This window comes from Cellvibrio sp. 25HG11W-0 (genome assembly GCF_057815475.1).
Window position 1 is genome coordinate 294,001 of sequence record NZ_CM174230.1, and the last position, 13,810, is coordinate 307,810.

The following is a 13,810-nucleotide window of genomic DNA, read 5'->3' on the forward strand; positions in this document are numbered from 1 at the left end:
GCCATCCTTAACTTGATTTATTTGATAGGCACTTAATTACTTTTAGCTTTCCGGACGGTTCGCGCTCTATGGATTCACACTTCATGAACACAAGATCTACATCATTATCAAATTTTTCTAATATTTCGATTTCTAATGTATTTTTTGACTCGACAAACGCTTCTTGAGTACATATTAGTCTAATGGTTATTTGATTTTTAGCGCTTTGCTCTATTTGGTACCCATCAACAGCGATTCCTTTTTTCTTGATGTTTTCAATAATGTATAGAAAGAATTCCCCATGAAACTTCTTTCCTTTGGAGTTTTCAATCATGTCATATGAGCGGCCATGAATTTTTTCTAGGCAAGGTAGATTAATGCCACAGTTGCATACATTGGAACTAATAGTTGCAAAGTCCCTCATCCGATAACGAATAAGAGGCATGGAGTAATTTGTTAGGTCAGTAACAATGATTTCGCCTGGTACACCTTTTTTTACTGGATTGTTCTTTGCGTCAACAATTTCGATAATCATATTTTCGGCGCTTATATGTAATGCGCCATTTTTGCATTCGTGAGCAATAGTGCCAATTTCACCGCAACCATATTCGTTGAAAACAGGGCAATTAAATGTATTGCTTAAAAGCTCTCTGTCTGTGTCTGTTAAGACTTCAGAGGTTGTAATAATGGCAGTAAGCTTAAATTTATTTTGGTAGTCGTTTTTGTTTATAAAATGACAGTATTCAACAATCATGGATACATATCCGTAAAAATACTTCGGTGAGAATTTTTCTAAATTATTTGTGTGGGTTTCTAAATCACTATCTGAGAAAGAAAATGCGGATATTCTGTAGCGGTTAGTTACAAAATCAATGAGTTGCGCCTTAAGTTTTCCTTTTCTCTCAATTGGTACACCCCAGAACCTTGCTTGCTTGTCTCCTACATCGATCCCCGCCCAGCTGTAGCCCCGCCATGTTGCGGCAAGCTCCTGTGCCATACCGTAATTGTTCTTGAGGATACTTACTGGTGCGCCGGTAGATCCACTAGTGGTCTTATTTACTTTTAGGCCATGAAATTTATTCGAAATTAATTTTTTGTAGTCAGATCTAACTGATTCCTTTTCTAAAATTGGAATTGTTGCTAGTGCTTGTAAGTTAGTATTTTCCGCATCTATATTTTTATAGTGAACTGTATTAGTTTTTGCATGACGCAATAGCTTATTTAGTTTTTTGCTTTGCATAGCCTCTATTTTTGATGGGTCTAGATATTGTGACTTTTTAAGTTTTCTAATGAGGAAAAAAGGAAACTCAAGCCTTAATATTGTTACAGGGTAGTATATTAAAAATTTGAAAAATATTTTATTGATGTTCATTGTGGATGCCCTACAGTGTTTTTTTGTATAAGTTTTGCAATGGCTAAAGTAATTCCCAGCGCAATCCACCAGTAAATTTCATACATGTCCATGCCAAATAGTCCAAGTAATAATCTTATAAGAATAAAGCCAATGGTTCCCTTGCATAAGTTGTTTAAAAATAGCTTTTCATTTGTAGGTAGTGGTATTGATATTAAGCGTTTTATAAGCTCCTTGTTTAGCGCTAGAATTTTGACGATAAACATTGCAAAAACCATGAAGCCTATGGGGCCTATATTGGTTAAAACCTCTAGGTACAAATTATGGGTGTTCTGTGCGCGGCCAAACATCTCGTTGCGTACTTTTGGGAACGCCTGCAAGCCTATACCTAGCGGATAGCGCAAGCTAATGTCTATTGCATCTTCTATTATTATTATTCTTGCTTCACTGGACTTTCCCTCTTTTTCATGACCGGTAAAAATAGACTCAAAGCGCTCTTTGTATTGTTGGGGGACTAAGTTAATGGTCAGCATTATTGTAAGTGCTGCAAGTAACATTACTTTTACCTTTCCGGTTTTTAAGGTAAAAAAGAAGTAGGCTGCACCGACTACAACTGCGACATAGCCGGTTCTTGAGCCAGTATTCACAACAATAATGAGCGAGCAAACAATAATGGCCAATAAGCCAAGGCGAAGTAAATTACTTTTTACGCACATTAATAAAAATACTGTATAGGGCAAGCAGCCAACGGCAAAGCCACTGAATGAATTGGGGTGACCATACATAGCCGTAGAGCCGTGTAAGCGTTGAATGCCTTGATTTTCCCACATTAGGCTTCCTGTAGACCAGCCTAGAAAGCCTTCCTGCCCCATTTTTAGCCATGCTAAAAGCATAAAGGCTAATATTACGCGCAGGTCTGCTATTTTATCGGTAGCGGCGTAAATGAAAAATGACACTAGCGCGAACTTTATGACACGGTCGTTGTATACAGTCATGGACTCGGGCCTGTCCATGGAAAATATTGTGTAGATACCCATAATGAAAATTAGAAGAAAAGTCGTTTTAGTGACTGAATTAAAATTTGGTTGCTTGCTCTTGTCATTAAGATATTTATACAGGCAAAGGCCGCCGATAATCGCACCGTAGGTAAATTGGAATCGAATGGCTTGAAGAATTGGAAAGCGGTTATGCAGTTCTAAGTAAAATGCGAAAATATAGAAACCCACCATATAGCTGAGCAGCTGTCCGCGAAAGAGCGACGCTATTTCGTAACTGGCGGAGTTGTAGTCCACATCTGGTTCGGCTGGTTTTAGTTTACTCGTGTTCACTTAAAGCTCCTGCTAAGGGGTGGCTTAGCCGTGTTGCTGCTGTGTTAGTTGTTGTTGATAAAAACTATGGTGTGCCGCTATGGCTTTCTCCCAAGAGTATTCATTTTCTGCTTTAGTACGCGCGGCATTAGCTAAGCTTATTTTTAATTCATTGTGTTCAATAAGATGCTGTAGTGCGCCTGCGAGTGCTTGTTCATCATCTGGCGGCACCAGTAGACCAGTTTGTTGATGGGTGATCAGTTCTGGGTTACCGCCGACATCGGTAGCCACTACGGTGGCGCCCTTAAACATATATTCCAGTAGTGCGTTGCTGAGCCCTTCTGAGTCTGAGCAGATTACGCCTACATCAAGGTTTTCTAAATAACCAGCTACGTCGGCTACGCGCCCGGCGAAGACGAGTTTATCTAATACGCCTAAGTCTTGTGCCAGCTGCTCCAGCTGCGGGCGCATGTCGCCGTCGCCAATTATGTGCCAGCGAATGTGCGGGTGTTGTGGTGCTACGCGCGCGGCGGCTTTTATAAACAGGTCGGTGCGTTTTACTGGGCGGGTCATGTTGCCCACTATGCCTATGTGTTGGCTGGGGTTGGGGTGTGCAATAAACGGCAGCTTTTCTACTTCTATGCCATTGCGCAGCAGTTGCATTTTGCTGGGGTCAAGGCCAAAGGTTTGCTCAAAGTGGCGGCCCACTATTTCGGCGTTGCAAATGTAGGCGGTCATGCGTTTATAAATTTGCTTGAGCAGTATGGCCTGTTTGCGGCTGAGCCAAAAACCTAGGTCGCGGAAGCAGGCTATGCGCACGGGCGTGCGCGCTAGGTAGGCGGCTGCACCGCCAAAGAGTGTGGAGTCTTGAAAGAAGCACTGCACTATGTCGATTTGTTCGCGGCGTAAAAACTTCACTAATTGATAGAGGCTTTTAAGGCCAGCGGGTGCCAGTAACTTGGGCACTTGCCAGGCGAGGTGGGTGCAGTTTTTTGGGGTTAGCGCTGGGTCGCTGGGCCTTAGGGTGAGCAAATAGGGTTTATAACGCGCTGGGTCTAGGCGCTCTATTAGGCCTATAAGCTGCAGCTCGGTGCCGCCGCGAATAAGCGTATCTATACAGAATAAAATTCTGGTGGGTTGTGCTGTTTGGGTAACGTTAGGTGTGTGCATGGCTTAGTTCCCCGCATCCACGGGTGTTTTGGAGAAGAGTTCGCGATAAATTTCGCTGTAGCGCGCGGCCATGGCTTGGCTGGAGTAGCTGCGCTGCAGGTCGCTATGCGCTTGCTGGGCGAGTTGTTGCGCCAGTTGCGGCTGGGTTTGCAGGCGCTCTATGGCCTGAGCCAGGGCTTGGGGGTTTTCCCGCGGAATGCATAAACCGCTTTGCTCATGGCGTATGAGTTTGCCTATATCGCCCACTAAGGTGCTAATGATGGGTTTAGTGGCGGCGGCGGCCTCAAGCAAACTCATGGGCATGCCTTCATCTATAGAGGGCAGTACAAAGGCGTCGCACAGTTGCAGCAGTTGCGGAATATCGCGGCGAAAGCCCAGCAGTTTTACGCTGTCAGCTAGGCCGAGCCGTTGGATGTGCGCGCGCAGCTCTGGCTCTAGGGGGCCTTGGCCTACGATGAAAAACCGCACCGGGGCGTTTGGCTGCTGTTGATTTAATTGTTGTTGCCTTAAGAGCGCTGCTGCTTCTACTAGCACCCATTGGGCTTTTTGCGCATTGAGGCGCGCGCTGTTTAGCAGGCAGAAGTCGCCGGGGTTTAGGCCCAGCTCGCGGCGCAGCTGTTGCAGTTGCTCGGGGTTTAGGCTGCTGCTGGGTGTGTCTACCCCGTTGCAGACTATGTCCACTTGGCTAGGGCGCAGGCCAGCCCCAAGCAGTATCTGCTTAATGGGTTCAGACACGGCTATGACCTTGGGAAACCAGCGGTAAAAAAACTTTTCCAAGCGGATCATGACGCGCATTTTCAGCGGGCCTTTGTTGGGTTGAAACCAGAGGTGACAGGTGGCTATTACGGGAATTTTGGTGAGCAGGCGCAGCACAAAGCCAAACACCGAGGGCTTGTAACCGTGGGAGTGAATAAGGTCTATGTTGAGTGCCTGCAACTGGCGCGCGGCGCGCGGCAAATCGCCCAGCACCCGGGCATTGGCAATGGGGATTTTTACCGCCTCTAGCCCCAGCTGTAGTGCTGCATCATAAAGGGCATTGTCACTGCTAGTACTGGCGACTATACAGCCGACCACTGGGGTGAAGTCGGCGCCCGCCTTGAGCTGTTGCGACAGGTTGAGTATGACCCGCTCGGCGCCGTAAACGCCTTCGCTTTCAATAAAGTGCAATATGCGCGGCTTGGCGGGCGGTTGAGTTGCCTGTCGAGTTGCTTGGCTCATGGCTGCTGCCTTTTATAGATGTCATAAGCCAAGCCGCCGGTGCCAGCTTTGCCGCCGGGGGCATTGGTGGTGGCGACTTTGGTGAACTTGGGCAGGGCTTGTTGCAGCAGTTGGTCGGCCTCGGGGGTGTGGTAGCCGGGCAAAACTATAAGGTATTGAATGTCGGCCAGTTTTACCTTGGGGTAGAGGCTTGCCAGCGGTGCGCCGTTGAGGGTGTAGTAATTAAAGCCCGCCGCTTGCTCATTGAGCATGTCAATAAGCTGTAATTCGGCGCGCTCTTCCCAGTCGCGAATGTGGCGCTCGGTAAAGCTTTCACCCAAGGCAATAGCCTGCTGGATGCGGGTTTCTATGCTGAATTTGCGGTTTGCTAGGCACTGGGTGTTACAAGGTAAAAAGAGGGTTTCATAGCCGACTATGTAGATGACCTCATGGGGCTGCACATTGGCGCTGACCCAGGTGCGCATTGCGCCGAATTGGGCCTTATCAAACTCGTGGCTCTGCTGCACAAATTGCTGCACGACAATGCTAAAGAGCGCGACCATGCCGACGCCTATCGCCCATTTGGATTTTATCTGCGCTAGGGCATATATAGCCGCGACATAAAACAGCGGTAGCGCGGGTAGCATCCAGTAGGCGCGCAGTTGGCGTATCGACAGGAAAAACAGCATAAAAAGGCAGGCGACAAAGACTAGGCTGACAATGGTTGGGCTGACAATGGTTGGGCTGTGGGGGCTGGGCATGTTGGTGCTGGCCGGTTTAGTCGGCAAGAATTTTGTGCGCAAGAAGGTTGCCGCTAAGCCGATGAGCAGGGGCAGAATTAACCAGCCGGTGCCGCGCAGAGTGACGCCAATTTGATCGCCCCAGTGGATCCAGGGGGAGGCGTCGTCTTTGATATTGAGCGCGCGCAATTTGACGTAGAGCAATGGGTCAAACAGCGGCGAACCGGCGACTACCAAAAACAGGGCGAAGGCGATAAGGCCAAACATGAAGCAGCGTTTAAAAGCGGCGACTAGGCCGAACTGACGCAGCATGTCGAGCATGAAAAACACCACAAAGAGCGCGGCGTGTAGCTTGAAACCTGTGGCGCAGCCTAGGGCGAGGGCGGCGTAGCAGAGGTATTTGGCGTTGGCGCCACCTTGAGATTTGAAATAGTAGTAGCTGCCTAGGGCCGCAAAAAAGGCGGTGACTGTGTCTGGGCGGGCCACTATATAGCACCAGGTGGTGTTGTAACTGAGCAAAAATAAACTGGCGGCAGCGCAGGCCAGCCAAGTGGCTTTGGGGTTAGTGAGGCCGGTAACGCCGCTATCGTAGGTATCTATGGAGCGGTAAAGAGGGCGGTAAAGCAGGAGCGCCAGCTTAAATACCAGCAGTGCGGTGGCCATATCAAAAGCCAACATAAACAGACGGTAGTGGGTGACATAGTCGTCGGGCGACTGATGAAAGTCGGCATAGGCATCGGCAACTAGATTGAGCCCAAGCTGCTGCAGGTTGCCGGAGGCGACTAGGTGACTTATATAGGTGACTAGGCTACTGGCGCCCACTAGCCAGCTTTCAAAGTACATGCGCTGGGGCGGTGCCTCGCCAAACCAGACTAAAAAGCCCCCTTCAAAGAGGGTGTAGTCGTCGATGGTGACATAGGGTGCGCCGACTTGGAGCAGGCCAAGTTTTATCCAGAGCGAAAACAGGGCGACTAGCAGCAGTGCTAGGTAGGCATGGCGATGGCTGAGTTGGGTTAAAAAATTATTCACACGCGGGTTCCAGTTAGATAGGGCAATTAAGGTCTTAAGGTTTGAACGCTGAAATTAGCCTAGGTATTTGGTGTGGGACTTTTCGGGCCGGCGGCACAGCGTCCATTTGAAATAGTCGAAGTCGTTGTGCGCGGCGAGGCGGCCTATTAGGAAGGGCTGGCTTTTGTATATGCCCAAGTTGCGCCCCATAAGTCCATAGTTATAACCTAGTTGCTGCGCCACTTGTGTGACCTGCGTATTGATATCGCTGGGCCTGCCGTTGGGGTAGCAAATACCGGCGGGGAATTGACCCAGCTGCGCCTGAATACGCGCACCCGCAGCACCTAGCTCATGCTCTAGCTGAGGCTTAGTTAGGCTGCTGAGTATGGGGTGGGAGACAGTGTGACTGCCAATATCCAAACCCTGTTGTTGCATTTCCTGCAGCTGCGCCCAGGTCACCGCGGTAAAGGGGCTGAGGGGGGCCGCGGGAATGGCGGTATTCAAGGTGTGTGCCAGCAGGTAAATAAAGTCGCTGCGCGCCTCGCTGCTGAGGCTTAAACAGTGGTCGCCCAGCTGGTGCCAGCTGGGTAAAAAATGGGGCTCGGCGAGGGAGATATCCCCCAGGCTGGGCAGGTTAAAGTGTTTGATTGGGCTGTTAATCAGTAGATATTTGAGCAAATCCGGCCAGAGCCAAAGGCTGCCATCCACAAAACCGGTGGTCACATAAAGGCTGGCGGGCAGTTGGTATTTTTGCAGCAGCGGCCAGGCATTTTGATAAAAGTCGCAGTGGCCATCGTCAAAGGTGAGCGCGAGGCTGTAGGGCTGAACACGGTCTTCGGCGACTTCCTGCAGCAAGGTGTTAATGGGCACCACGCGATAGCGCTGGGCGATATAGGCCAGTTGCTGCTCAAACGCTGCAGGTGCTAGCCCGGCAATATGCGGCTGATCGATAATGCGGTGATACATGAGTATCACCGGCCTATGGCGCTGGTGCCACTGCAGTAGTTTGAAACCACCGCAGCGCTCAAAGCCTTTGAGCAATAGGCGTTTAATGAGCGACATGATTAGTGTTTGCCCAGCATTAATTTAGCCAGACTTTTCCAGCTGTAGAGACGAAAGGGGTCGAGCGCTATGCCCTTGAGCATTTTCTTAAAGGGCATGAAAAACTGTTTTTCGTGCTTGGCGTAAACCACGGCTTCGCGCACATGCATGTCGGCCCAGGCTTTGCGCACATAGCGCTGGTTGAGTTGCGCCCCGTAGGTTTGTACAAACTTGGTGAGAATGCGCGTGGCAAAGTCGTAGCGACCGCGATAGTTGGTGGACATTTGCCCGGACCAAACGCGGTACACATAGGTGCGCTCGGGGGTGTAGGCAAACTCCCAGTCGAGCGAGTAGCGCAGCCATAGGTCCCAGTCGATACCCATGCGGAACTCTTCATCAAACATGCCGTTGCGCTCTACACAGGCGCGCCTTATGACTGCGGTGCCGAAGGGCACACAGTTTTCCAGCAGCATTTGGTTGGTGATTGTGCCTGTGTGGCGCACTTCGTGGTCGGCTTTTATGTAGCGCTTATTGTGCTCGTCAATATTACTGACTTCGCTGTAGACAATGCCGACCTTGGGGTTGCTGAACAGCGGCATCTGCACCGCGAGTTTGTTGGCTTCCCAAAAATCATCGCCATCGCAAAAGGCAATAAAATCGCCCTTGGTGTTCTTAATGCCGCAGTTTTTAGCCTTGGGCTGACCTTGGTTTTCATTCTTTATATAGATGACTTTGGGGTTCTGCGCGTACTGCGCCATCACCTCGGGGGTGTTATCGGTCGAGCCGTCGTCCACCAATATGACTTCGAGATTTTGCCAGCTTTGCTGCAGTATGGAGTCCACCGCCTGCTGGATGTATTGGCCCATGTTGTAGCTGGCAATGACTACGCTGACCAGTGGCTCTTGCGCAGTGGGTGTGGGTGTTACAGCTTGCATATAGAAAACCTGTATTTGCCGGACTTTTCCTGGGGAATTTTTTCTACATCGTTGATGAGTAATTGAATACCTGAGCCAAACACTCGTGTGAACTCGTCGATGAGCGATTGGTCTGTTGCTGCGGTGTATTCAGGGCCTTTTACGCGATTAATAATAATTTCATCTAGTTTTTCTTGTACCAGTTGCATCTGTTCAATGCCGGGTATGTTGGTGAGTGTGCGCTCTACCAGCGACACACCGGCAACTTGTCCTCCATCCGCTTTCTTTAGAAAGTCAGCAACACGACCTTCAAGTCGATCAAGGAGAGGCGTTGTTCTGCCGCAGGTGCAGGGTTGATCGCTGAGTACGCCAACATCCTCTACGCGATAACGAATTAGGGGCATGCCAAAATTATTTAAATCGGTAATGACGAGCTTTCCTGGCTGTCCTGTGGCGACAGGTTGGTTTTTTTCGTCTAAGCACTCGAGAATAATATGGGGGCTATTGATATGCATGCCTTGGTGTTGTTCGCATTCAACGGCAATGAGCCCTACTTCTTCACAGCCATAGCGGTTGTTGACCTTGCACTTAAATGCCTTTTCTATAGCTTGGCGCTCGTGATCTAGCAGCATCATGGATGTGGCAACTATTCCCTTGGGATGCAGGTGAATTATGTTTTGCTCTAGCAAATATTTAGCAAAAATATAGATTGAGTGCGCATGGCCAAAGATTATGTCTGGTTGAAATTGAATCCATTTTGTAACAAACGCATTCATGGATGTGGGGTTAAGGTCCATGGTGTCGAGATAAATTGTACGTTCAAGCAAAAAGGCCCGTAGCTTTTGTTTAAACGTTTTTGCTATGGGAGGGTTGCCCCAAATGGCCGCTATGCGCGCACCGGGTCTCCAGCTGCTGAGCGAGTCAGCATACATTTGTGCTCCGTTGCGCAATTTTTGGCATTTTTCATCAAATAACAGATTGAGAGAAACGCCTGTAGAGCCACCTGTTTTGGCTTTGGGCATTGCTGATGCTGAGTAGGCTGTGCTGATAAAATCTTGGGTATTATCGCGAATATCTTTTTTGCTTGTAACTGGGAATTTTTGAAGATCTTTTAGGGTTATATTATTAAGGTCAAGCGTCAAGTCGGCTATTATTTTTTGATACCAAGGGCTAGTGTTGCTGGCATGTGTTACAAGTTGAGCAAATTTTTTTTGCTGCAAGGATTGTAGATTTTCCTTCGGCCAATATTGTTGCTCACTGAGTTTGTTGAACTCGGTGAGTCTTATATGTCCTTCTTTTGTATCCCAGGCGATATAAGCAATTCGCCCTAATATACGATTAAAAAATTTCAAACCTTACTCCTTTGGTGATTCATCGAATTGCCTTTTTTGACGCAAGTGCTCTAATGGGTTTGAGATTAGCCCGCTCGCGGTTTCCATAAGACGATTTTTTCACCCTTGATGAATTTAATAAAGGCCATAGCTGAAGCAATATTGATGAGGCAAAAATAATGTGCGAGCCCGAGCCAGCGATTTTTTGTACCTTCGTTGAGACTGACAAATATAGCGGCACCATAAAACAGTATTTGTATTAAAAATGTGAGGCTGTAAAAGCTGCTGTTGCCGGTAATGAAACCATTGCTGATGAAGGTGGCGAGTAAGGGCACAAAGGCGAGATAGCGCAGCAATTTGTGTGATGTGAGCTGCAGTGAAAATATGCCGTAGGTAAATGGGTTGAACAGATGCTTCATGTCGAGCATGGCCCAGTAGGCGCGCAGGGATACGCGCACGCGCATACGAAATTCTGTTTGCGATGAGCTGAGTGATTCTTCATTGAGTAGTGCGGTTTCGCAGTAGACGACACGCTTGCCCTGAGTAACGACCTTAAGAGGCAGCACAAAGTCTGGCAGTTGATCTGCATTCATGGGTTGGTAGAGTTCTTTGCGAATTGCATCTATACCGCCATCGACTCCAACGACAGATGATATTTGTGTTTCCAGTGCGCGCATGTGGTTTTCGTATTTCATATAGGCGCTGCAGCCATCGCCGACGATGCTGCCTTCACTGTTCACGTAAACCATTTTGCCAGTGGCATAGCCGACTTCAGGGTCTGTGAAGCATTGCACGAGGTTGCGTATTGCATCGGTATGATAGTGGCTGTTGGCATCAGAAAAAATCACTATGTCGCCGGTTGCTTGGGGCATGGCTAAATTTAAGCCTGAGGTTTTTCCTTGGCGCGGGTTTTGGCGAATGAGGCTGATGCGCGGGTCTTGTTGAGCGAGTGCGAGCACTAGGTCGTCGGTGCCATCTTCTGATTCATCGGAGATAACGATAATTTGAAGGTGTTCACTGGGGTAGTTTTGTTCGAGTTTATTGCGAATTGTGGCTTCTATGACGCTGCTCTCATTGAACGCAGGTATTAGAACGGTTACGCGTGGTTGGTCTGCATCGCTCAGCGTTGAAGCATTTTCGTTTGTTGGCGGCACAGTAAGTTTTGGCAGGGCTTTAAGAAGTAGCGGATAGCCTAGGTAGATGTAGAGAACAATGAGGCTTGATATCCAAAATAAAAGTTCCACTTAGTATCCTTGCGTATTTAGAGTGAGTGAATTCGCGGTGCTTTCGAGTTGTGTTATAGCATTTGTGCAGTCGTCTGTTTTGCATTCGACTTGCAGTGTGATGATCATAAAGTGATTTTTGTTTTGTATGAGTGCCGCTATTTGCCACATTTTTGCTGCTGCAATGCTGGTTACGTCGGCGCCTGCAATTTTAAACCATTGCAGCTGAGCAATTTTGGTTTTCTTGGTTTTATGGTGCAATACGCTTACTTCGGCATTGAATGCTGGGGTGTTTATGTGAGTTTGTTCAAGCAGTGACCAAGTTTCGTTGTTATAGAGACGAACCATATAGGGAACGAGTTTGTCTTCTTGTTTCAAGCGTTGATATTGATCTATTTGGATGTAAACCTTGTTGTCGGTACGCACATTTTCTGTGTGCATTGCTTTAGGGCTGGTAATGGCAAGCGGCATTTTTTTAGCAGTTATGGGTTGCAGCTCAAAGCGCAGCACATCTTTCAGTTCTGTTACTTGCGGTTTTGCATTAAAAATAAGGCTTAATAGTGGCCCTAGCGAGGCCGCTAAAATTGGCAGTAGCAGTGATAAGTATTTTGGGTGATTGATTGAAGTATTTTGGTTGTGATCTTGCGTATGTATCACAGGCGCAAAATAGATCGCGGGGAAGCTGATGCAGGCAAAGAGCAGCCAGCCAAACATTTCGTGATCGCTCATAAGCGAGCTTTGCATGTTGGATTCATAGCCAACAATGACCAATATAAAAATTCGTAGCCAATTTGCGACTAAGCCAAGTGCAGTGGCTATAAGAAGTACACCACCTAAGCGTGCGATGCTGTAGCGGTTTAAATAGCTGATGATATAGCCAAGCGATAAGGCTATTTCTAGGTAGCGTAAACCTGAGCAGCCATCTGCTATAACGATGTGGCCATTAGGAATAAAAATACTGTTGCCATCAATGCGTGCGGGCATATTGATGAGCAGCACCATTTTTCCTACGATAAAACCACTGAGGTTCACCAGTGTGTCGGTGAGTTGATCCCATATGGGTATGGCAAAAATGGGGAGCGCAAGTAAAATCGCGTGGCTAAAGCTGGTGCGCCACCCATAGATACTGCTGAGAATTAAAAAGAGAAGTGGCAGTAACAGAAGCTGCTCTAATATATAAATATTAATGATGTGAAAAATGAACCAAGCACAAGATGCTAGCCCTAAGAGTGCGAGTGTGCTGAATTTTTCGAATCGGGTTTGTTTGCTTGTTTGCCAAGGCGAGCTTTTATAGAGGAAAAATAAAAAAATCCCGACGACTATGAGGCCGTGAGATTGGCTTTCATCCCACTTTATCCAGCGACTATAGAGGCTTTGGATGGTGGGGAAAAATAGGCAGCCTAGCGTGAGCGCGGAAGCAATCGGTATGAGCTTTGCGAGTGTTGTTGCAGGCTTTTGGTGTTTTTGTGGAATAACTTCCATGCTGGCTGTCCGAGCAAAAATCTTGCTGAATACTACCTGATGTGGGTGTATTTTTATAGGTTATGAGGATTTTAGCGAAATAAAAAAGGCCGACATAGTCGGCCTTTTTTATTTTAAGCGGTGTAATTAAGCGGCGGTACGGCGACGAGCTGCACCTAAGCCTAATAGACCAAGACCCATAAGGATCAATGTGCTTGGCTCTGGAACGTTACCGACTACGATATCGTCGATGCCCCAGCCATCATTGCTGTCTTTGTTGTTGTCAAAAGTAACTTGGCCGCCAACAACAGATTTGTCACTGATCAGGCTTACATAGTAAACGCTACCATTAGCTTTGCCTGGTAGTACGCTGTCTGAGGTCCAAGAGGTGCCATCAGTAAAGTAAAGGGTCAGTTTTGCGCCTTGATCAGATGGATCTGCCAAGTAAAAACCGAATGCATTGAACGCGCCTTTTAGAGGGGCACCCAAGTTCCAGGTTACTTTTACTGCGTCATTGCTATCAAGCCACAGATCACTGGCGCTAGAAGAAAGAATTTCGCGGCCATCTTCACCGGTTTTCTTGCTTTCAATCATCAGTTCATTGTTGTGAACATTGCCGTCAGCAGATTGGCCTGCTTCAGTTAGGGTAAAAGTGCCTACTGCAGTGTTGATAACAGTGCCTTTGTTTTCCCATGAGTGGTGTTTGTCGACACCAATAACTTGAGCGCCGCCTTTACTGTCAAAGTTCTCGGTAACTGTTGGGCCAACGAGGTATGACAAAAATGTAGCTTCTGCAGCTTGTGCGCTAGCCAAAGAGCCGTCGCCAGAGATGCTGATAATAGGTGCAGCAGTAGCAGCGGTAGCTGCAACCATAAGTGCGCCTGTTGCGAGCAGGGATTTAATTGAAGTGTTCATAATGCAATCCTTCCATGTGGATGTGGGTGTTTAAAGTAACGCAGAGTGGTGTAAGCAATACCTGGGCCAATATAGGTTTTTTGTTTAATAACAGTTGCTTAGGAAGGATGGGTAAAGGGGGGTGTATTTGTCGTGTAAAGCATTCCGACAGTCTTGGTGGAGCGGTGATTTAT

General features: G+C 47.7%; 11 protein-coding genes. All 11 read right to left on the reverse strand.

The window, feature by feature from the left end:
* Positions 1 to 7: 7 nt before the first annotated feature.
* On the reverse strand, positions 8 to 1,351 hold the full coding sequence (locus AC0KUT_RS01280; protein ID WP_488832890.1) for a phenylacetate--CoA ligase family protein: 1,344 nt from the start codon (positions 1,349 to 1,351) through the stop codon (positions 8 to 10).
* Entirely contained in the window at positions 1,348 to 2,658 is a 1,311-nt protein-coding gene (locus tag AC0KUT_RS01285) for an O-antigen ligase family protein (protein ID WP_488832892.1), read from the reverse strand. The genes AC0KUT_RS01280 and AC0KUT_RS01285 overlap by 4 nt, the downstream gene beginning before the upstream one ends.
* A 24-nt stretch (positions 2,659 to 2,682) precedes the next feature.
* Complete coding sequence (locus AC0KUT_RS01290; RefSeq protein WP_488832894.1) at positions 2,683 to 3,807, reverse strand: glycosyltransferase; 1,125 nt, start codon at positions 3,805 to 3,807, stop codon at positions 2,683 to 2,685.
* Between the two features lie 3 nt (positions 3,808 to 3,810).
* Entirely contained in the window at positions 3,811 to 5,025 is a 1,215-nt protein-coding gene (locus AC0KUT_RS01295; RefSeq protein WP_488832895.1) for a glycosyltransferase, read from the reverse strand.
* Positions 5,022 to 6,773: a hypothetical protein gene (locus AC0KUT_RS01300; protein WP_488832898.1), complete on the reverse strand. Its 1,752-nt coding sequence runs from the start codon at positions 6,771 to 6,773 to the stop codon at positions 5,022 to 5,024. Before AC0KUT_RS01300 ends, AC0KUT_RS01295 begins: the two co-directional genes overlap by 4 nt.
* A 54-nt stretch (positions 6,774 to 6,827) precedes the next feature.
* Positions 6,828 to 7,814, reverse strand: a complete 987-nt coding sequence (locus tag AC0KUT_RS01305) for a polysaccharide deacetylase family protein (protein WP_488832900.1) — start codon at positions 7,812 to 7,814, stop codon at positions 6,828 to 6,830.
* Between the two features lie 2 nt (positions 7,815 to 7,816).
* On the reverse strand, positions 7,817 to 8,728 hold the full coding sequence (locus AC0KUT_RS01310; RefSeq protein WP_488832901.1) for a glycosyltransferase family 2 protein: 912 nt from the start codon (positions 8,726 to 8,728) through the stop codon (positions 7,817 to 7,819).
* Positions 8,716 to 10,059 carry a phenylacetate--CoA ligase family protein gene (locus tag AC0KUT_RS01315; RefSeq protein WP_488832904.1) on the reverse strand — a complete coding sequence of 448 codons (1,344 nt, stop codon included), beginning with the start codon at positions 10,057 to 10,059 and terminating at the stop codon, positions 8,716 to 8,718. The genes AC0KUT_RS01310 and AC0KUT_RS01315 overlap by 13 nt, the downstream gene beginning before the upstream one ends.
* A gap of 65 nt (positions 10,060 to 10,124) precedes the next feature.
* Positions 10,125 to 11,282: a glycosyltransferase family 2 protein gene (locus AC0KUT_RS01320; protein ID WP_488832908.1), complete on the reverse strand. Its 1,158-nt coding sequence runs from the start codon at positions 11,280 to 11,282 to the stop codon at positions 10,125 to 10,127.
* Positions 11,283 to 12,743, reverse strand: coding sequence for an exosortase/archaeosortase family protein (locus tag AC0KUT_RS01325; RefSeq protein ID WP_488832910.1), 1,461 nt, complete (start codon positions 12,741 to 12,743; stop codon positions 11,283 to 11,285).
* A 126-nt stretch (positions 12,744 to 12,869) separates the two neighbouring features.
* Complete coding sequence (locus AC0KUT_RS01330) at positions 12,870 to 13,637, reverse strand: PEP-CTERM sorting domain-containing protein (protein WP_488832912.1); 768 nt, start codon at positions 13,635 to 13,637, stop codon at positions 12,870 to 12,872.
* Positions 13,638 to 13,810: the final 173 nt, after the last annotated feature.

Excerpts from the sequence above, each read along its gene's own strand:
- AC0KUT_RS01280 (WP_488832890.1), bottom strand. The coding sequence starts at position 1,351 with ATGAACATCAATAAAATATTTTTCAAATTTTTAATATACTACCCTGTA.
- AC0KUT_RS01290 (WP_488832894.1), bottom strand. The coding sequence starts at position 3,807 with ATGCACACACCTAACGTTACCCAAACAGCACAACCCACCAGAATTTTA.
- AC0KUT_RS01295 (WP_488832895.1), bottom strand. The coding sequence starts at position 5,025 with ATGAGCCAAGCAACTCGACAGGCAACTCAACCGCCCGCCAAGCCGCGC.
- AC0KUT_RS01305 (WP_488832900.1), bottom strand. The coding sequence starts at position 7,814 with ATGTCGCTCATTAAACGCCTATTGCTCAAAGGCTTTGAGCGCTGCGGT.
- AC0KUT_RS01310 (WP_488832901.1), bottom strand. The coding sequence starts at position 8,728 with ATGCAAGCTGTAACACCCACACCCACTGCGCAAGAGCCACTGGTCAGC.
- AC0KUT_RS01325 (WP_488832910.1), bottom strand. The coding sequence starts at position 12,743 with ATGGAAGTTATTCCACAAAAACACCAAAAGCCTGCAACAACACTCGCA.
- AC0KUT_RS01330 (WP_488832912.1), bottom strand. The coding sequence starts at position 13,637 with ATGAACACTTCAATTAAATCCCTGCTCGCAACAGGCGCACTTATGGTT.